Origin of the sequence: Agrobacterium sp. FDAARGOS_525 (genome assembly GCF_003938925.1) — a bacterium.
Taxonomy (GTDB): domain Bacteria; phylum Pseudomonadota; class Alphaproteobacteria; order Rhizobiales; family Rhizobiaceae; genus Agrobacterium; species Agrobacterium pusense.
On the sequence record NZ_RKIU01000003.1, the window covers coordinates 581393 to 601873 of the forward strand.

At 58.6% G+C, this 20481-nt stretch carries 16 protein-coding genes; 12 read left to right on the forward strand and 4 right to left on the reverse strand.

Features of this window, described 5'->3' with window-relative positions; all coding sequences use genetic code 11:
• Positions 1 to 35 precede the first annotated feature (35 nt).
• The 3 genes from telA to EGT36_RS04140 all read left to right on the forward strand — a co-directional run bounded on the left by telA (position 36) and on the right by EGT36_RS04140 (position 4771).
• The gene (gene telA / locus EGT36_RS04130; protein WP_125270072.1) at positions 36 to 1367 is read left to right on the forward strand and encodes a telomere resolvase TelA; all 1332 of its coding nucleotides are present in this window, start codon (positions 36 to 38) and stop codon (positions 1365 to 1367) included.
• Between the two features lie 332 nt (positions 1368 to 1699).
• Entirely contained in the window at positions 1700 to 4093 is a 2394-nt protein-coding gene (locus tag EGT36_RS04135; protein ID WP_037091914.1) for a DUF1217 domain-containing protein, read from the forward strand.
• 288 nt (positions 4094 to 4381) lie between these two features.
• Positions 4382 to 4771 (forward strand): hypothetical protein, encoded by a 390-nt coding sequence (locus EGT36_RS04140; RefSeq protein WP_004443537.1) that lies wholly within the window; start codon positions 4382 to 4384, stop codon positions 4769 to 4771.
• Between the two features lie 97 nt (positions 4772 to 4868).
• On the opposite strand, the gene EGT36_RS04145 is transcribed toward EGT36_RS04140, so the two are convergent.
• The 4 genes from EGT36_RS04145 to EGT36_RS04160 all read right to left on the reverse strand — a co-directional run bounded on the left by EGT36_RS04145 (position 4869) and on the right by EGT36_RS04160 (position 8682).
• On the reverse strand, positions 4869 to 5489 hold the full coding sequence (locus tag EGT36_RS04145) for an outer membrane protein (RefSeq protein ID WP_125270073.1): 621 nt from the start codon (positions 5487 to 5489) through the stop codon (positions 4869 to 4871).
• Positions 5490 to 5746: 257 nt separating this feature from the next.
• Positions 5747 to 7138, reverse strand: coding sequence for a sensor histidine kinase (locus tag EGT36_RS04150; RefSeq protein WP_169692199.1), 1392 nt, complete (start codon positions 7136 to 7138; stop codon positions 5747 to 5749).
• 35 nt (positions 7139 to 7173) lie between these two features.
• Positions 7174 to 7848 carry a response regulator transcription factor gene (locus EGT36_RS04155; protein WP_037091920.1) on the reverse strand — a complete coding sequence of 225 codons (675 nt, stop codon included), beginning with the start codon at positions 7846 to 7848 and terminating at the stop codon, positions 7174 to 7176.
• A gap of 195 nt (positions 7849 to 8043) precedes the next feature.
• Positions 8044 to 8682, reverse strand: a complete 639-nt coding sequence (locus EGT36_RS04160) for a TetR/AcrR family transcriptional regulator (RefSeq protein WP_006698730.1) — start codon at positions 8680 to 8682, stop codon at positions 8044 to 8046.
• A gap of 145 nt (positions 8683 to 8827) precedes the next feature.
• Between EGT36_RS04160 and EGT36_RS04165 the strand changes: the two genes are divergently transcribed.
• The 9 genes from EGT36_RS04165 (at position 8828) to EGT36_RS04205 (ending at position 20467) form a co-directional block, all read left to right on the forward strand.
• Positions 8828 to 10864, forward strand: a complete 2037-nt coding sequence (locus tag EGT36_RS04165) for an NADH:flavin oxidoreductase (protein ID WP_004443552.1) — start codon at positions 8828 to 8830, stop codon at positions 10862 to 10864.
• A gap of 414 nt (positions 10865 to 11278) precedes the next feature.
• The gene (locus EGT36_RS04170) at positions 11279 to 13156 is read left to right on the forward strand and encodes a TRAP transporter large permease (protein ID WP_037091929.1); all 1878 of its coding nucleotides are present in this window, start codon (positions 11279 to 11281) and stop codon (positions 13154 to 13156) included.
• 67 nt (positions 13157 to 13223) lie between these two features.
• Positions 13224 to 14234 carry a TRAP transporter substrate-binding protein gene (locus EGT36_RS04175; protein ID WP_004443559.1) on the forward strand — a complete coding sequence of 337 codons (1011 nt, stop codon included), beginning with the start codon at positions 13224 to 13226 and terminating at the stop codon, positions 14232 to 14234.
• A gap of 75 nt (positions 14235 to 14309) precedes the next feature.
• The gene (locus EGT36_RS04180) at positions 14310 to 15113 is read left to right on the forward strand and encodes an SDR family NAD(P)-dependent oxidoreductase (RefSeq protein ID WP_162719315.1); all 804 of its coding nucleotides are present in this window, start codon (positions 14310 to 14312) and stop codon (positions 15111 to 15113) included.
• Position 15114: 1 nt separating this feature from the next.
• A complete protein-coding gene (locus EGT36_RS04185) occupies positions 15115 to 15972 on the forward strand; it encodes an IclR family transcriptional regulator (protein WP_037091933.1) in 858 nt (285 codons plus the stop codon).
• Complete coding sequence (locus EGT36_RS04190) at positions 15969 to 17138, forward strand: acetyl-CoA acetyltransferase (RefSeq protein ID WP_004443563.1); 1170 nt, start codon at positions 15969 to 15971, stop codon at positions 17136 to 17138. The genes EGT36_RS04185 and EGT36_RS04190 overlap by 4 nt, the downstream gene beginning before the upstream one ends.
• Positions 17135 to 18775: an acyl-CoA synthetase gene (locus tag EGT36_RS04195; RefSeq protein WP_037091936.1), complete on the forward strand. Its 1641-nt coding sequence runs from the start codon at positions 17135 to 17137 to the stop codon at positions 18773 to 18775. The genes EGT36_RS04190 and EGT36_RS04195 overlap by 4 nt, the downstream gene beginning before the upstream one ends.
• Positions 18776 to 18806: 31 nt before the next feature.
• Complete coding sequence (locus tag EGT36_RS04200) at positions 18807 to 19586, forward strand: SDR family NAD(P)-dependent oxidoreductase (RefSeq protein WP_037091939.1); 780 nt, start codon at positions 18807 to 18809, stop codon at positions 19584 to 19586.
• Positions 19583 to 20467, forward strand: a complete 885-nt coding sequence (locus tag EGT36_RS04205) for a PPC domain-containing DNA-binding protein (protein ID WP_037091941.1) — start codon at positions 19583 to 19585, stop codon at positions 20465 to 20467. Before EGT36_RS04200 ends, EGT36_RS04205 begins: the two co-directional genes overlap by 4 nt.
• Positions 20468 to 20481: the final 14 nt, after the last annotated feature.

The following is a 20481-nucleotide window of genomic DNA, read 5'->3' on the forward strand; positions in this document are numbered from 1 at the left end:
ATTTATATATCCGGACCGGTTCAGGGAGCCGCCGCATGCTTTCCTCAAAACGAAAAACAAAAACGCCGGTCCTGGTGGAACGCATCGACCACTTTGTCGCACAGGTCAAAGAGGCGATGAAAAACGACGACGCCTCGCGCAACAGAAAGATCCGCGATCTGTGGGACGCCGAGGTCCGCTACCATTTCGACAATGGGCGCACCGAAAAGACTCTCGAACTTTACATCATGAAGTACCGTAACGCCTTGAAGGCCGAATTCGGTCCCAAGAGCACGCCGCTTGCCATTTGCAACATGAAAAAACTGCGCGAGCGGCTGAAAACCTACATCGAACGTGCCGACTATCCGAAAACGGGCGTAGCAACCTCGATCGTCGAGAAAATCGAACGCGCGGAATATAATACAGCCGGCCGCAAACCCACCGTTCTTCTACGCATCGCGGATTTCATTTCTGCGATGAACGGCATGGGCACGAAAGAAGAGATGCAGACCCTGTGGAATGCTGAAATCAGCACCATGAAGGGCAGAGCCCAGACAACGATCATCTCCTACATCACCAAATATCGCAACGCCATCCGCGAGGCGTTTGGCGACGATCACCCGATGCTGAAAATCGCCACCGGCGACGCTGCGATGTATGACGATGCGCGACGGGTGAAGATGGAGAAGATCGCCAGAAAGCACGGCGCGCTGATCACCTTCGAGAATTACCGCCAGGTTCTGAAGATCTGTGCCGACAAACTCCTGTCAGCCGATCCCCTGATGATCGGCATCGGCCTGATCGGCATGACCGGACGCCGACCCTACGAAGTCTTTACCCAGGCGGAATTTTCGCCTGCTCCCTATGGCAAGGGCATTTCCAAATGGAGCGTCCTGTTCAACGGCCAGGCCAAGACAAAACAGGGCGAGGGAACGAAATACGGTGTGACCTATGAGATCCCGGTGCTTGCCCGCTCGGAAACCATTCTTGCCGCCTACAAGCGCCTGCGCGAAAGCGGGCAGGGAAAATTGTGGCATGGCATGTCGATCGATGATTTTTCATCGGAGACGCGCCTGTTGCTCAGGGACACGGTTTTTAACCTCTTCGAAGATCTCTGGCCGAAGGAGGAGCTTCCCAAGCCCTATGGTCTTCGGCATCTCTATGCGGAGGTGGCCTATCATAATTTCGCACCTCCCCACGTGACCAAGAACAGCTATTTCGCCGCCATTCTCGGGCATAATAACAACGATCTCGAAACCTCCCTCTCCTATATGACCTACACGCTGCCGGAGGATCGAGACGATGCGCTTGCACGGGCAAAGCGCACGAACGAGCGGGCATTGCAGCAAATGGCCGCCATTGCGCCGGTTTCCCGCAGCAATCCATAGCGCAGCCGCACCTGCCTTGCGGCCAAGCACGCCATGGATAACCCGACGCGCAGGACTGTCCCCGCGGAGATTTCGACATGTCGTTGCGCCCCGATCCGGGCGCGCGCTCCTTTTCCCCTGCTTTGGATAAACCGCCGATTTTTCTACCACTTCCAGCGACGATGTATTGTACCGACACCGCTGCGAACAAAAGAACCAAATGAATCAATATTTTATAAATTAAACACTAAAGAATTATATGAAGTATAAATTAAATAAATACAGCCACACACAAGTTATATCCGAAACAATATTGACAGTTTTCACGAATGAATATTGTCCGGAGGCTTGGGATGCTGCCCGCATATACAACTTACACCCTCTATAATCGCGACTTGGCATCGTCACTGAAACGCGTCGCAAACGATCCGATCGTATCGCGCGACGCCAAATATTACGCCGACAATATTGGCAAGATCAAAAATCTCGATGAGTTTCTGAAGGACCACAGGCTATATTCCTACGCCATTAAGGCCTATGGCCTCGGCGAGATGACCTACGCCGCCGCCTTCATGAAGAAGGTGCTGGAAAGCAATCTCAACGACCCGAACAGTTTCGCCAACAAGCTGAAGGACACCCGCTACCGCGACTTTGCGGCGGCGTTTGATTTCGGCACTATCAAATCGGAAAAAACGGTTCAAACGCAAACCCAGCAGGACCGGCTGGTTGCCGCCTATCACGATGCACACAAACAACGAGACGACGAACTGAAGGAGGAAACGCGGTATTACAACATCGTCATCGACACGGTCGGCCATGTGGATGACATCTTCAAAAACACGCGGTTGCGGGACTATGTTCTCAAATCCTTCGGCATCGACGCCGAAGCCTTCAACTACAAACATCTGCGGGATGTTTTGACCAGCGATATCAGCAGCGCCGACAGTTATGTCAACACAACCTACAAACCTCTGGTCGAGGAATGGCAGGCAAAGACCGCCGATCTGCGCATCGAACGCGCAAAAGTCCCCTCCGCCGATAAGGCGTCGCTGGCCAAAATCGATTATCTGCTCGGCCAGTACAACAAGCGCATCGCCAATGCACACAAGCTCTTCGAAATGGCGGCAGCGTTTAATTTCCGCGATGACGGTTTCGTGGATGACGGCACGAAAGCGCAGACGGCAACCCAGAAGCGGCTGATCAACGAAACCTATGTTTTATCGTATCCTCGCCTGACGCAGACCGGCGCAGTTCTCAATCGCGACTTCTTCGCGCAAAAGATGAACGAGATTACCGATGCCCAACAACTCATATCCAATTCCCGTCTTAGAACGATGTTGATCGTCGCCTTCAACCTCAGGGACGACACCGATACCGACAAGAAAATCCAGTGGGCGCTTCGCGAAAATCCCGACGATCCGCAAAGCGCGCTTCACGCCGAAAAGGACAAAGGCTTCATCGATCTTGCGAGAGCGTTCAATTTCGACGGGGAAGGCAAGATCGCTGCCGGAAAGACGATCCAGACCGCCGCCCAGCTCAGTACGATGATGACACTTTATTTTAGCCGCTACGACGACGCACAGGAGGCGGCTGACCAAAAGACGATCAAGGACTACAGACGCTATATCGGCCTGACGAAAAACCTGGAGGACTTCCTCTCCGCTGCACCGGCAGCCGTTACCATTCGCAACTTCGCGCTGAAGGCATTCAACATCAGCCCCGAAGAGGTTTCCACGTTCAAGTTGAAGAAGGTCTTCACCAGTGACCTGTCGGACCCGAAAAGTTATGTCCGCAGCCTCAAAGACGAAAGGTTCGTTCGGCTGGCGAAAGCCTATAATTTCGATGCCCAAGGCAGGATAGGCTCGCCACGGCTGGCCCAGGCCGAAAACGAGATTACCCGCATCTCCCGGAACTACGTTCTCGAAATGACCCGATGGAACACGGCCTCGAAGAGCAGGGAGAAAACAGGCAAGCAGGATGAGGAACTCGCCGCCTATCGCCAGAAAAACAGCAAAGACAAGATAAAGGAAAAGGCAAAGACGGAGGCCGCCTATTACCGCCAGCAGATGGAGACGTTGGAAACCGTTGATCAGTTGCTTGCCGATCGCCGTCTGGTGGATTTCATGCTTGTTGCCGAACGCATCGACCCCAAATCGGTCAGCACCGATTATCTGAAAAAGATCTTCAAATCCGACCTCAAGGACCCGAAAAGCTTCGCCAACGCCGAAAAGGATCCCCGCTTTCGCGCGCTTGCCGGTTCCTTCAACTTCGACACCAAGGGGAATATTCGCGCGACAGCCAGCCAGCATGTCCAGAACAACCGCGGCCTGATGGAAACGCGTGACAAATACGTTCGGCAGACGCTGGAGGAAAGGGCGGGAGAAGAAAACGCCGGTGTTCGTCTTGCTCTCTATTTCAAGCGGATGGCCGGCGGCATTTCCAATGCCTACGACATACTGGCTGACAATGCGCTTTCGGAATTCACCCGCACCGCCCTTGGAATTCCCGCGGAAACCGCAAATTCCAAGGTCGAGATGCAGGCAAAGATGATCGAAAAGAAACTGAAGATGAGGGACCTGCAGGAAGCCGGCAAGGTCGACAAGCTGATTGACCGCTTTTTGCTGAGGTATGAAATGAACAATTCGCCTTCCGATCCCCGTCTCGACTTGTTCGGCAATGGCAAAATGTCCATCAGCGGCAATACGCTGGCAACCCTCGCCCAGCTTCGGAACGCCCGCAGCCGCTAACTCGTCTGCCTGAAAAGGCTGGCTGGCTCTCGGATGGAAGCTGATACTGGCTCCGGTGGCCAGTGTCAGGGCGGTCAATCCCGCCCGTAGCCCTGGTGCTGTAGAGCAGTATCATCACAGTCAACAACAGCCTGTCAGCGCACCAAAGCCGAAATTCCGTTCAGGTGCGCCCCGCTGAAGCACGGGCCCGTCGAGACGACCGTCCATCGCGCCGTCTGCTAGTGTAATGTACCTGCAATGACCTGTTCCTATCCCTGCTGAAATTTACCGCAGCTGAAAGGAATTCCCATGTCCGACAGGTCATCACTTGCAGTCCCGCCGGCAATCACCCTCATCGCCGCCACATCGCTCTTGCTCACAGCCTGCGCATCAACCGTGATGAAAACTTATGTCGGCGCACCCATTACCAGCGTGATGCTGGACTATGGGCCGCCTGACAATGTGTATAGCCTCGGCCCCGGCCAGCAGGCCTATCAGTGGCGCAAGAACAAGACGCAGGTTGTGGCCGGATCATCAAGCGGCGAGGTCCGCTCGACGCGGCATGGCGAGCGTTACGAAGTGTCCGAAACGCCTGGTTATGTCGAGCGCATCGATTGCTACTACACTTTCTACACCCGCGGTTCCGGTAACGACTGGTATGTAACGAGCTTCCGGCAACCCTCACTCGAATGCGAATGATCCTCTTACGGCCCCCTCGCCATTCGAGCCATTTCCCCTTACCGCCGCTTCGACCCAAAAGCGGCGGTCTTATGCTTCTGCGTCATATATCAGCGGATCAGAAACGATAGTTCAGGCCCGCCTTGACGACGTGATCGCTGACATCCGTCTTCGATCTGCCGCTGGAGGTCGCCGTCGATACATTTCCCGTGTTCACGTAGTTATATTCAAACTTGGCCGACAGGCCGCCGCCGAAACTCTGTTCGACACCCGCTCCCACGAGATAGCCCCGCTTCCAGTCGTCCGGTCCGGTAACGCCGTTTCCATCCTTGAATTTCGTCGTGGTCAGACCTGCGGTGCCGTAAAGAAGGGTACGATCAAGCGCCACACCGGCCTTCAGCTTGGCGGCGCCACGAAAACGCTCTCTCAGGCGGCCATTCGGCACCCGCGCCTCGTTGCCGAGATACGAGCCCTCCAGCTCCGCCCCGACGACACCGGAGCCGAACTGGAAATTGTAACCGGCCTGTACGCCACCCGTCAGACCACGGCCACTGGCCAGAGGATTGACTTTTGGTGAGGCGACGCCGCCATGTGCGCCGATATAAGCCCCATTCCAGGAAAAGGCTGGCGGACTGGTATAATCGAATTGCTGCGCATTGTAGTTGGCAAGATCAGCGGAATAGGCGCTCGGTGCCGCCATAATACTGATGGCAACAAGCGATTTTGCAATGAACGACATGAATGACTCCAGACGAAACCAGGGGCGTCTCAATCTGAGGCGCCAGGATTTCCGTTCGCGTTGAAGAACCGGAAACCGGCTCCTATGGTCTCCTGTGCGAATGAGCGCAGCAGATACGGGCATTTTCCGCGCGAGAATTGCGCCTGGATTACACGCGGCTGTTTTATTTGAATATAATTGTTATTTTTCATGTGATTATACTTACTTCTTTAATCTTATTTTAAGAACTTCAGGAGTCCGGACTTCCCGGAGGCGATTCATGGCCCCGCACCGCTCCCTGGCGTGACGGAGCGGATCTCCAGCCGAACGCAGAAGCCGGGATCAAGGTCGAGGAACAGCACCCTGCCCCCATGCAGCTCAGCTGCTTTCTGCACGAGATTGAGGCCAAGGCCGGCACCGGAGGAGCTGGTGTTGATGCGATGGAACGGTTCGAACACCTGCTCGCGTTCGTCAACGGGTATGCCCGGACCTTCATCGGAGACATCTATGGTTCCTGCTGCACCCACCCGGACGACAATGGCGCCCCTGCCGCCGCCGTGATCGATGGCATTGCGGATGAGGTTGACGACCGCCATCTCAATGATCGACGTCTGGACCGTCAGCAGGGCTTCTTTTTCGCCCGGCTCGAAATCGAACTCGTAACCGGCATCCATCGCAATCGGGGCAAGATCGGTCGCGATGCGTTCGACGAGAACATTCAAATCCTGCTCTTCCGCAGGCAGGTCTACCGCGCCCACCGCCTGCATTTCGAGAAGCTGGTGTGCGACGCGGGTAAGCCGGTCGATATCCGCCCGCAGCTGGCGGCTCAGCGTGTCATCGGGAAGAAGATCGGCGCGGACGCGCACGATCGCAATCGGCGTCCTCAGTTCATGGGCGGCGTCGGCCAGGAAGCGGTTGCGGCGATTATAGCCCTCGTCCAGTTTCGAGAGGGCAACATTGAAGGCATCCACCAGCGGAATGATTTCACTCGGCACCTTCGAGCGAGCGATACGGGCGGACCGGTTCTCGAAATTGATCGACTGCGCTTGGGTGACCGTTTCCATGAGGCCACTCAGTGAACGGCCGACCGCACGTGGGGTCACCAGCAATGTCGCAATACCCGTCAGCAGCAACATGGGCACCACGGCCACAAGAATGATGAACCCAATTCCCGGCAGCACGGTCAACCAGCGAATGGCACCATCCGCATCCTTTTCCAGATCCAGCTGTATGTTGATCCAGATATTCACGCCATCATTCGCGAGACCTTTTTCCGTCCCGGCAATGAACTGCAGCCGTCCGGCGGGCGTATCGCGGTTCTCCATCGTGGCCCGGACTGTTTCCCCAGCCTCCAGACGCGCCCTCTCGATGCCCAAAGGAAATGCCCCCGTCACGACGGAAGTGGGGATATCTCCATATCGAAGGACGATTCCTTCCGCGTCCCGGACCATGAACCAGAGATTGCGATAGCGCTGTTTCAGCGCCTCCAGATCGGGTGTAGCCGACACCTGCGTCCGCCCCTGCCCATCCTTTGTCACGCTTTCCGCAATGATGCGCACAGCCTCTTCATTGGCGCCTTCCAGCCTTGGATCGATGATCCAGATCCAGCCAACGAGAAGAACGACGAAGAGAACGAGCAAGAAAGCCTGCAGGACGAGAAGGCGCTTCATCAGCCCCCATCGCAGGGATTGATTGTGGTGCGAACTCATGACTTTGCCCGAATGAGATAACCGATATTGCGCACGGCTCTAATCTCCACCGTGGCTTCCGCCTGCGCCAGCTTCTTCCTGATACGGGAGATGTGGGCATCGAGCGCATTGGACTCGATCTCGTCGTCGAGCGTATAAACCGCCTCGATCAGGTTGGACCGCGTCACGATACGGTTCGGGCGCCGCATCAGGGCTTCGAGCGCCAGATATTCCCGACGCCGCAACTCGAGGATGGAGCCGGCAACGCTGACTTCATTGCTTCTTTGATCAATGCTCAGATTTCCGAAAATCGCATATCTGTCGGAAATGGAAGGGCCGCGCCTGTGAAGGGCCCTGAGGCGGGCGAGCAGTTCCTCTATCGCAAAAGGCTTGGCGAGATAGTCATCCGCGCCGGCATCCAGCCCGTCAACGCGGTGATCGACACTTCCAAGCGCCGTCAGGACAAGGATCGGTACGGAATGTTTGCTGCGGCGAAGCGCCGATACAAGGTTCAGCCCCTCACCATCGGGCAGGCGGCGATCCAGGACAAGCACATCGTAGGAGCCGTCACGCGCAAGGACATCCGCATCGCTGATGGTACTGACATGATCGGCAAGCACATCGCGCCGGCGCAAGGCTTCGAGCAGCGCCCGCGCCATTTCGGGTTCGTCCTCGAGAAGCAGGATTCGCAATGACTTTCCCCCAAAGATGAGCTCTTGCCATCCCCACCACTGATTGGTGAATGTTGCAGATAGATTGCAGCCCGGCCGCCCCTTCTTCTTGTACCATCCCAAACGGCGTAATCCGACTGGCATCGAAGGCGTTGGCCGCGTCACTTATCGCTGTCCCGAGGGTTGTCCGCGCCTGTCGAGATCCGCACGCAGGCGTCAGGCCCCGGGGCCTGGCCTGTATCCGTGCCTCGCATAAAATCGATCAAGCTCCCGTTGTTGCGGCACCTCGCCGGTATAGATGGCGATATAATCCGCAATTCTCTTCATCCGCACTGCCACATCTTCCTCGGCCTGCATGGAAATGTAGCCGATCTGCACGAGATAAGTGGTGCGGGCGCGCACATCCGCAGTATTTTCGGGATGGCCGAAACGGACGAACATGCGCGAAAGCGCCTCCATTCTCACAGCATCCGCCTTGCGAACCTCGGCAAGGATATCATCGGACTGCAGCGCCCAGCTGCGCACCGCGAATTCGAATTTGCTGTCAAAAAGCGAGGGATCCAGCCAGCAATCGAAGACGTTCAGCATCGCCTCGGCCAAGGTTTCCGCGTAGGCCTCCGATTGCCTGAGGATGCTTCCCGTGTTCTTGTCGCGCCAGCGGGACAAAAGCGCCGCCAGCAACTCCTCCCGATCCTTGAAGAACCAGTAAAAGCTGGTGCGCGAGAGATTGAGCTTCTTCGCCAACGGCAAAATCTTGACGGAATCCACCCCCGATTCCAGCAGGGACTCGTAGGCGGCCTCAAGCCAACCCTCCTGCGATCCACGCCAACCGGTTTCGTTTAATGTCGCGTCCATGACAGTTGAGTAGCAAATCAGTCCCTGCGCGACAAGGCGAGGCGTACACTCTTGTCTAACTTATAGACACTGGTGTTTTGTTAATTGACACATATGTACATTTTCTCTTAGCCTCGCACCATACCCCCCCCCTTGGAGCAGGCCCATGTCGAACGATCCCCTTCTTCAACCCTATCAGCTGAAGCACCTGACGCTGCGCAACCGTATCATCGTGACGTCGCATGAGCCCGCTTATCCGGAAGACGGCATGCCGAAAGGGCGTTATCGCGCCTATACCGTCGAGCGTGCGAAAGGCGGCGTGGCGTTGACGATGACCGCAGGCTCAGCCGCCGTTTCGAAAGACAGCCCTCCCGTCTTCAACAATTTGCTCGCGTACAAGGATGAAATCGTTCCGTGGATCAGGGAAATGACCGACGCCGTCCACGAGGCGGGGTCGGCAATCATGATCCAGCTCACTCATCTTGGCCGGCGCACCCGGTGGGACAAGGGTGACTGGCTGCCGGTGCTCGCACCTTCACACCAGCGGGAAGCCGCTCATCGCGCCTTTCCGAAAAAAATCGAGGATTGGGATATTGAGCGTGTCATCAAGGATTTCGCCGACGCCGCCGAGCGTATGAAGGCTGGCGGCATGGACGGGGTGGAGCTGGAGGCCTATGGTCATCTCATCGATCAGTTCGCCTCCCCGCTGACCAACGAGCTGGATGGCCCCTATGGTGGCTCGCTTGAAAACCGCATGCGTTTCTGCCTCGACGTTTTCCGGGCGATACGCAGGCGCGTGGGTGAGGACTTCATCCTCGGTGTTCGTTACACCGCCGATGAATGTCTGGAGGGTGGCACCGGAAAGGCAGAAGGCCTCGAAATCTCCAGACTGCTGAAAGAAAGCGGTCTGATCGATTATCTCAACGTCATCAGGGGGCATATCGATACCGATCCCGGCCTGACCGACGTTATTCCGATTCAGGGCATGGCAAGTGCGCCGCACCTCGATTTTGCCGGGGAAATCCGTGCAGCGACACGTTTCCCGACCTTCCATGCCGCCAAAATTCAGGACGTTGCCACAGCCCGGCATGCCATCGCCACCGGCAAGGTGGACATGGTCGGCATGACCCGCGCGCACATGACCGATCCGCATATTGTGCGCAAGATCATGGAAAAGCGGGAGGACGATATCCGTCCCTGCGTCGGCGCTAATTACTGTCTCGACCGCATCTATCAGGGCGGCCTTGCCTTCTGCATTCACAATCCGGCAACCGGCCGCGAGGAAACCATGCCGCACGCCATCACCAGGGCCGCGAAAAGCCTGAAGGTGGTTATCGTCGGCGCCGGGCCGGGAGGCCTCGAAGCCGCAAGGGTCTGTGCCGAACGCGGCCATACGGTCGTGGTCTTCGAGGCAGCCAGCCATCCGGGCGGGCAGATTCGCCTCACCGCGCAGAGCGAACGCCGCCGGGAAATGACCGGCATCATCGACTGGCGCATGAGCCAGTGCGAAAAGCTCGGTGTCGTCTTCCACTTCAACAGCTGGGCGGAAGCGGACACGGTTCTCTCGCAAAAACCCGATGTGGTGATCATCGCCACAGGCGGGCTGCCGCATACCGAGGTGCTGTCTAAGGGCAACGAACTGGTCGTCTCCGCGTGGGATATTATTTCCGGAGACGTCAGGCCGGGTGCCAATGTTCTCGTCTATGACGACGCGGGAGACCATGCCGGCCTTCAGGCGGCCGAGCTCATCGCCAAGGCTGGCGGCAAGGTGGAAATCATGACACCGGATCGCTCCTTCGCCCCTGAAGTTATGGCCATGAATCTCGTTCCCTATATGCGCTCGCTGCAAAAGCTCGACGCCACATTCACCGTCACTTACCGGCTGGAAGCAGCCGAAAGAAGCGGCAACCAGATCGTCGCCCACGTCGGCAGCGACTATGGCGGCATTTCCAGACAGCGCACCGTCGACCAGATCGTCGTCAATCACGGTACAGTCCCGCTGGATGAACTGTATTTCGAACTCAAGCCCGGCTCGACAAATCTCGGGGAGGTTTCCTATGACGCCCTGCTCGCCGGAGAGGCTCAGACCGTCGCGCGCAATCCGACAGGCACATATCGGTTGTTCCGCATCGGCGATGCCGTCGCGGCGCGCAACACCCATGCGGCGATCTACGACGCCCTGCGCCTCGCAAAGGACATTTGAGGCGCGGGTCGCGTTGCGGCCCCAGGGCGCATCGAGGGGATCATTCGATGCCGACGATGTTCACTTGTCAGGCAGGATGGCGTCTGTCGCCCGGATCATCGCACAGGCACAAGCTCGAATGGGCCAAAGTAAGATCCACTATATGGACCTCTATACGCGAGTCTAAAACTGTGTAATTGCGGCCTTTTACTATTGATTTTATCATTCTTCCTGTGTATCCCGAACGTATGGTTTTGTAACGGTCCATATCGTGGAGGAGATATACCGATACGCTCAGACTTTTGGAGGGGTCTGGCCGGTCTTGCGATGACAGATATATCCTGATGCCGGCCATGATCGTGGCTGGGGCCCGGACATTCTGCCTTGCTGACCACCATCCATTGCGAAGGTTGTTCTGCGGGAGAGGAGGCCCCAATGACCATGACCGCAAACGCGAATGACGACGTCTTTGTGCTCGACGGCGAGCTACTGCACACGGAGCCGGTAACGGGCTCCTGGTTCATGCGGCCGGTCGAGGCCATGGCAGCCATTCTTTTGGCGCTGATGATCGGCCTGCTTCTGCTCGGCGTGACATCACGTTATGCCTTGCATCTGCCGATTGTCTGGATCGATGAAACGGCGTCGTTGTGCTTCCTGTGGTTTGCCATGCTGGGTGCGGCCATTGCCATCGACCGTAGCGAGCACCTGCGCCTGACGCTGTTCCTCAACATGTTTCCGCAGCGTTTTCTGGATTACATCAATTCTTTGGCGCTGGTGCTGGTGGCGACATTTCTTGCGGCTATCATCAAGCCCGCAATCGAATACGCCATCGAGGAATGGGTCGTCACATCGGCGGCGCTGAACATTCCCATGACTTTCCGCGCCGCCGCCCTGCCATTCGGCGCCTCCCTGATGTTGCTCCTGGTCATGAACAACCTCTTCCGGAGGGAAAGGCTGCGGGACATCGTCGCCGCTATCGTCACGGTTGCGGTGGCTGCCGGCCTTCTGTTTCTGGCGTCGCCCACACTGGAATCCTTTGGCAATTTTAACCTGGCGATCTTCCTCGGCCTGTTCGTGGCGGTGTTTCTGGCGCTCGGCGTGCCCATTGCCTTCTGTTTCGGCCTTGGAACATTGTCCTATCTGACTTTCACCACCTGGGTTCCGATGATCGTTATGGTCGGGCGCATGGATGAAGGAATGTCGGGCATCATTCTGCTGTCGGTGCCGGTATTCGTGCTGCTGGGCTGCGTCCTTGACGCAACCGGCATGGGCAAGGCGATCGTCGAACTGCTGTCCTCGATGTTCGGCCACATCCGCGCGGGCATGTCCTATGTTCTGCTCGGTTCGCTGTTTCTGGTCTCGGGCATTTCCGGCTCCAAGGTTTCAGATATGGCAACGGTCGCACCTGCGCTGTTTCCGGAAATGAAGCGACGCGGCCACAAGCCCAAGGAAATGATCGCACTGCTGGCCACCGGCGCCGCCATGGCCGATACCGTTCCGCCGTCCATCGTTCTCATCGTCCTCGGTTCGGCAGCGGGCGTATCGATTGCCGGCCTGTTTACCTCCGGCTTCATGATCGCCATGGTGCTGCTTCTGGTGCTGGCGGTATTGGCCCGGTGGAAAGCGCGCAATGAAAACATGGATGGCGCCAGACGCACTCCGTGGCCGCTGGTCGGCAAGGCGGCACTCGTTGCCGCACCCGCTCTGGTTCTGCCTTTCCTTATCCGCAGCCTTGTGGGCGGCGGTGTGGCAACGGCGACCGAAGTATCCACCATTGCAGTGCTCTATGCCATGATTATCGGCGCGGTGCTTTATGGCGGGATCAGCCTGAAAAAACTCTACTCGATGCTGGTGGAGACAGCGGCGCTCTCGGGCGCGATCCTGCTGATCCTCGGCTGCGCCTCCGCCATGGCCTGGGGTTTGACGCAAAGCGGTTTCGCCTTCGAATTGACCGCGATGATAACCGACCTGCCGGGCGGCTGGATGACCTACATGATCGTGTCGATCCTGATCTTCATGATCCTCGGCTGCGTGCTGGAAGGACTGCCTGCAATCGTTCTGCTCGCGCCGATCATGTTCCCCATTGCCCGCACGCTCGGCATCAACGACATCCATTATTCGATGGTCGTTGTGGTCGCCATGAATATCGGCCTGATGGCGCCGCCCATCGGCATCGGCTTCTACATTGCCTGCAAGATCGGCAATGTCTCGCCCGATGAAGCCATGGGTGCCATCTGGCCCTATCTCGCAGCCATGGTCATCGGCCTGCTGCTGATTGCCGGAATTCCGGGTCTGTCCACAATTCTGCTCTGACACCGTGGCGGGTCCGCACCCGCCATGCCGACGAACGACACATGCTTTTATTTGGGAGGAGAAAGCAATGATCATCAACAGACGTACCATGCTCGCCGGCGCCGGTTCTGCCGTTCTTGCCACCGCGTTCGTATCGCGCGCACGCGCCGCGGAATTCAGCTACAAATATGCCAATAACCTGCCGGCTGCGCACCCCATGAACGTGCGCGCCAAGGAAGCGGCCGATCGTATCGAGAAAGAAACCGACGGGCGGGTCAATATCAAGATATTCCCCAGCAGCCAGTTGGGGGCCGATACCGACATGCTGAGCCAGGTGCGTTCCGGCGGCGTTGAATTCTTCACGCTCTCGCCGCTGATCCTGTCCACGCTGGTACCAAACGCGTCCATCAGCGGCATCGGCTTTGCCTTCCCGGATTATGATTCCGTATGGGCGGCCATGGACGGCGATCTCGGCAAATATGTACGCGGTGAAATTGCCAAACAGAATCTCGTCGCCATGGATACGATCTGGGACAACGGTTTCCGCCAGATCACCAGCGCGTCGAAACCCATCACCACGCCTGCCGATCTCGAAAGTTTCAAGATCCGCGTGCCGGTGAGCCCTCTCTGGACCTCGATGTTCAAGGCCTTCAAGTCGGCTCCCGCTTCCATCAACTTCGCGGAAGTCTACACCGCGTTGCAGACCGGCGTCGTCGACGGCCAGGAAAACCCTCTGGCCATCATTTCCACCGCGAAGCTCTTCGAAGTGCAGAAGTTCTGCTCGGTTACCAATCATATGTGGGATGGTTTCTGGTTCCTCGCCAACAAGCGCGCGTGGGAGCGGCTGCCGGACGACCTGCGCACCATCGTTGCCAAGAACCTCAATCAGGCCGGCAAGGATGAACGCGCCGACGTGGCGAAGCTCAACGCCTCGGTGAAGGAAGACTTGATCAGCAAGGGCATGGCCTTCAACGATACTGACGCATCGCTCTTCCGTGCAGCCCTCAAGGAAGCCGGATTCTATTCCGAGTGGAAAAGCAAATATGGCGACGAAGCCTGGGCCATTCTTGAAAAGGCCGTTGGCGCCAGCCTGACCTGACCGGTCAGCAAATAATCGGTCCCGCCGCAAGCGGGGCCGATCCGATCACTTCTGGCTGTTTTAATGGAGACTGTTTTGACAGGTCGCCTGACGGGAAAACGCGCGCTTGTATTTGGCGCAGGATCATCGGGGCCGGGCTTTGGCAATGGCAAGGCTGCGGCCGTGCAATTTGCCCGCGAGGGCGCGTGCGTGGCCTGTGTCGACCTCTCCGCCGGCGCGGCTGAAGAAACCGCGCAGATCATCCGCGAAGAAGGTTTTGAGGCAATCGCCGTTGCCGCCGATGTCACGAAGCTGGAATCCGTATCAGCGGCAGTTGCACGAACCTGCGATGCCTTTGATGGCATCGACATCCTGCACAATAATGTCGGCGTGACGCATATGGGCGGGCCGGTGGAGCTGGATGAGGAGCGCTTTCGCGCCTCCGTCGATCTCAACATCGGCTCTGTCTATCGCACCGCCAAGGCTGTTCTGCCGGTGATGCTGAGGCAGGGCGGCGGCGCCATCGTCAATATTTCCTCACTCGCCTCGATCCGCTGGACCGGCTATCCTTATTTCGCCTATTACGCCATGAAGGCCGCGGTCAACCAGGCCACCGTGGCGCTGGCGATGCAATACGCACGGCAAGGTATTCGCGCCAATTGCGTTCTGCCGGGCATGATCGATACGCCGCTGATCTACAAGCAGATCAGCAGCCAGTACGCCTCCGTCGAGGAAATGGTGGCGGCGCGTAATGCCGCGGTGCCCGTGGGGCGCATGGGTGATGCCTTCGATATCGCCCGCGCCGCCGTTTTTCTGGCATCCGATGAAGCAAAATTTATCACGGGCATCTGCCTGCCGGTCGACGGCGGCCAAAGTTGCGCAGTGGGGGCGTTTACCTGATATGGCCACGGTGGTTGCGGCGGAAAACGATCTGACAGGGGCACGTGCCGTGGACCGGGCGCTGGCGCTGCTGTCCATGGTGGGGCGGCACGCCGAACGCGGTGTGTCGCTTTCCGGCGTCGTCGCCGAAAGCGGGTTGAACAAGCCAACGGCCCGCCGCCTGCTGCTGGCGTTGATCCGGGCAGGCCTCGTGGAACAGGACGAGGAGACACGCCGATATTATCTCGGCGAGGAAGCCTACGTGCTGGGCAGCCTGTCATCACGCCGTTTCGGATTGTTGCAGATGGCCCAGGACGGACTGACGCGTATTTCCCGCCGCACCGAGGATTCGAGCTTCCTTTCGGTACGCCGCGATACGTTTTCTCTCTGCCTCTATCGCGAGGAAGGCACCTGGCCCGTGCGCACCCATGCGCTCCAGGCCGGTTTCGAGCACCCGCTGGGTATCGGCGCCGGATCTCTCGCCATGCTGGCCGCCCTGCCCGATGCCGAAGTGGATAGCGTCATTGCCGCCAATAGCGGCCTCATCGCCGCGAATTATCCCGGCATCACGCTCGACGGGCTACGCCGTGATGTCGAATTGACCCGGGCGAACGGCTACTCGCTCAATCCCGGCCTCATCCTTTCCAATTCATGGGGTATCGGTGTCGCAATCCGCACGCCGGATGGAGCGGTGGCGGGAGCGTTGAGCATCGCCGCCGTCGATAGCCGCATGCGGCCGGAGCGTCAGCCAGAACTGGCGGCGCTGCTGCGCGAAGAGGTGACACGTATCGAAACACGCATCGCAGAAATGATGGCCAGCCGCGCACGCACGCGCGGAGACGGCGAACCGAAGCGACAGGCAAGGAGAACGAGCAAATGAGCAAAGCGCAGATCGTCGGCTGGGCGCATTCGCCTTTCGGCAAATCGACCCTTGAAAATACCGAACAGCTGATGGCGTCAGTCGTCGCGCCGGCCATAGACCATGCGGGCATCGACGTTGGCGATATCGACGGCATTTTTGTCGGTGTGATGAACAATGGTTTCTCGAAACAGGATTTTCAGGGCGCCCTGGTGGCAATGGGTGATGAAAGACTGGCCTATACGCCCGCCGTGCGCTTCGAAAATGCCTGCGCGACGGGATCGGCCGCCCTGTACAGCGCGATGGATTTCATCGAGGCGGGGCGGGGCCGCATTGCGCTCGTCGTGGGCGCCGAAAAAATGACGGCGCTTCCCACCGCCGAGGTAGGCGACATTCTGCTCTCTGCTTGCTACCGCGCAGAAGAGGCCAATATCCCCGGCGGTTTTGCCGGCCAGTTCGGTCGCATCGCCCAGGCCTATTTCCAGCGTTATGGCGATCGCTCGGAGGAGCTTGCGATGATCGCCGCCAAGAACCACGCCAACGGCGCGGTCAATCCCTATGCCCATATGCGCAAGGATTTCGGCTTCGAATTCTGCAACACCGTGTCCGATAAGAACCCGTATGTCGCAGGCCCGCTACGCCGTACCGACTGCTCGCTGATTTCCGACGGCGCGGCGGCCATCGTTTTGGCCGACGAAGAAACCGCAGCCAGCCTCCACCGGGCTATCGGCTTTCGGGGCAGAAAACAGATCAATGACATTCTGGCGCTGAGCCGCCGCGACCCGCTGGCCTTCGAGGGCGCCCGCCGCGCATGGGCAGGCTCGCTGGAACTTGCGGGCGCTACGCTCGACGACCTTTCCTTCGTTGAAACGCACGACTGCTTCACCATAGCCGAACTTATCGAATATGAGGCCATGGGGCTTGCAAAACCAGGCGAAGGGCACCGGGTCGTGCACGAAGGCACCGCGCTGAAGACCGGCCGTTTGCCAATCAACCCTTCAGGGGGACTGAAATCGAAAGGCCACCCGGTCGGAGCGACCGGCGTTTCCATGCATGTAATGGCAGCGATGCAGTTGATGGGCGAGGCTGGAGACATGCAGATCCCCGGCGCCTCGCTTGCCGGCGTTTTCAACATGGGCGGCACCGCGGTTGCCAACTATGTTTCGATCATGGAGCGCGTGAAATGAGGACACCTGGCCCCGTGCAGCATCCTCCGGGCGGTGTCACACCATCAACCACGCGGGTGATGAACCTTTCGCATTTTCTGACGCAGGCCGCGCGCCGCAACCCGCATCATATCGGCTTCGTCTGGGGTGAAAAGACCTGGAGCTGGGCGCAAATGGAAGCCCGCGTCGACGCCATGGCGCATGCGCTGGTCAATGAATTCGGTGTCGTCAAGGGTGACCGTATTCTGGTGCAGTCTTCCAACAACAACCAGATGTTCGAATCGATGTTCGCCTGCTTCCGGGTGGGCGCGGTGTGGGTGCCGACCAATTACCGCCAATCGCCAGATGAAGTCGGCTACCTGGCGAAGGCCAGCGGCGCACGCGGAATGATCTGCGCCAGCGCTTTTCCCGAACATGCGAAAGCAAGCCGTGAAGCCGCAGCGATCGATTTCACCATCGCCATCGGTCAGGCGGAATTCGGTGAGGATTATGATGCGATTGTCGCCCGTCATCTGGGTCAGAAGGTCAAGGGCGAGGCGGTGGATCGCGACGATCCCTGCTGGTTCTTCTTCACGTCGGGCACCACCGGGCGCCCCAAGGCGGCGGTGCTGACCCACGGGCAGATGGCCTTTGTCATCACCAACCATCTCTGCGATCTGATGCCCGGCACGGGAACAGGCGACGCATCCATCGTTGTCGCTCCGCTTTCGCACGGCGCGGGCATTCACCAGCTGGTGCAGGTGGCGCACGGGGCAAAGACCGTGCTGCCGGCAGCGGAAAAACTCGATGTCCCCGCCGTTTGGGCGCTGATCGAGAAATGGCGTGTCACCAATGCCTTCACCGTGCCGACCATTCTGAAAATGCTGATTGAAGACCCGTCCGTGGATCGTTTCGATCATTCCTCGCTGCGCTATGTCATCTATGCCGGCGCGCCGATGTATCGCGCCGACCAGAAACGGGCATTGGCAAAGCTCGGTCCGGTGCTGGTGCAATATTTCGGCCTCGGTGAAGTCACCGGCAATATCACGGTGCTTCCCCCTTCCTTCCATAGCGCAGAAGACGGTCCGGAAGCGCGGGTCGGCACCTGCGGGTTCGACCGGACAGGCATGGAAGTGCAGATCCAGAACGACGCAGGCGAAGAGGTGGAGGCGGGAGAAACCGGCGAGATCTGCGTGATCGGTCCCGCCGTCTTCGCCGGTTATTACAACAACCCCGACGCCAATGCCAAAGCCTTCCGCAACGGCTGGTTCCGCACCGGCGATCTCGGCCACCGCGATGAAAACGGCTTCGTTTACATCACCGGGCGCGCCTCCGACATGTATATTTCCGGCGGCTCGAACATCTATCCGCGCGAGATCGAAGAAAAAATTCTCATGCATCCCGATATCAGCGAGACGGCGGTTCTGGGTGTGCCAGATGCTGTGTGGGGCGAAGTGGGCGTGGCGGTCTGCGTGGCGAGAGAAGGCGCTGACATCGCCGGCATCGACCTCAAGGCCTATCTGGAAGGCAAGATGGCCCGTTACAAGCTGCCCAAAGCAGTCGTGTTCTGGGATGCCATGCCAAAATCCGCCTATGGCAAGATCACCAAGAAACTGATCCGCGAAGAGCTGGAAAGGCGCGGCCAGATGCCGGTTTTCGAGGAAAAGCGGACGGGCTGACGCGCGCGGCATTCAACCGGGAGGAGAGGGTATGACACAACGGACGGCAGGGACAAAAGGGGCTGTCGCGATCACCGGCGGAGCATCCGGCATCGGTTTTTCCACCGCGCAGCTGCTGATGGCGCGCGGATGGCAACCCTGGCTGCTGGATCTCAAGCGCGAAGCGCTGGACGCGGCCTGCGAGAAGCTCGGTATCGACGCCTCGCGTGGCATCGTGTGCAACGTGGCGGATGAAGCGTCGATAGAGGAGGCGTTCGCCGCGTTGACGGTAAATGGCGTTGAACAGGCGGTTGAGCTGGTGGCCGTCGTCAACAGCGCCGGCATCGGCATCGACAAGCTTTCCGTCGAGACCAGCGTCGAAGAATTTCGCCGCATCGTCGACGTCAATCTCGTCGGCAGCTTCGCGGTGGCTCGCGCGGCGGCGCGTTACTGGCTGGACCGTGAGATTCCCGGCTCCATCGTCAACATCAGCTCGGTTTCCGGCATGTGTGGCAACCGGGGCCGCAGCGCCTATGGTGCCTCGAAAGGCGGCGTCAATCTCCTGACGATGGTGATGGCGAACGAGCTCGGACAATCGGGCATCCGCGTCAATGCAATTGCACCCGGCCCGGTCGATACACCGCTGACCCAAGCGGTCCATACCGAGAATGTTCGCAACCAGTGGCATAGCCGTGTTCCCATGCACCGCTATGGCAGAACCGATGAAATCGCCTCTGCCGTGGCGTTTCTGGTCTCGGATGATGCGAGCTACGTCAATGGTCAGGTTCTTGCCGTGGATGGCGGCTTCATCACCGCGGGGCTGGCGGTATGACGCCGATGGCCCAGGCAGCGCTTCCGCGCAGCATCGTCCACCCCGGACCGGAGACACCCGAGCGCTTTCGCGCAATCGGCTGCCGTGCCCATCCCGTCACGTTAACCGTCCGTGCCGGCATGTGCGTCAACGAAGCGATTGCCGCTGCCTTTGCGGAACGGGGTTTCCAAGGTGGCTACATCAGGCTGAAAAACGTGCCGATGAAGCGGCTGGAATACGTTATGCCCGCGGCCGCTCCTGATGCCTCCCATGCAGCCTGGTACAGCGAAACCTTTTCCATGCCTGAGGGCACGATCATCGATGCCGGCCTTCATATGGGACGGCGCGATGGCCAGCCGTTTCTGCACTGCCATGGTTCGTGGAAAAGTGCTCAGGGCGTCGTCTCCATGGGACATCTGCTTCCCTTCGAAGCCGAATTTGCCCAAGAAATACAATTTGAGGCGCTGGCGCTTGACGGAGCGATCCTCGACGCTCGGCAGGATGAGGAAACGAATTTTCCGCTTTTCACACCCATCCCTCGGCCGCGTAGGCATCAGGATGCGGGACTGAGGGCGCTTTTATGCACTGTCCGGCCTAACACCGACATCTGCCTCGCCCTCGAAGCGGCCTGCACGGAATTCGGCCTGCCGGAAGCCGATGTCAATGGCATTGGAAGCCTTATTGGCGCGGACTACGATGACGGAACGACCATTACCGCCTACGCCAGCGAAATCCTTATCCGCGCAGGCCATATCAGCTCCGACAGTGAACGCACGGCGCTGGATATTGCGATGGTCGATCTCACCCGCCACATCAGCGGCGGGCGGTTGGTGCGCGGCAAAAACCCCGTTTGCGTCACCTTCGAACTTCTTCTGACGGAGAAACGTGAGGCCGCAGCTTGAGTGGCGCAGGGACG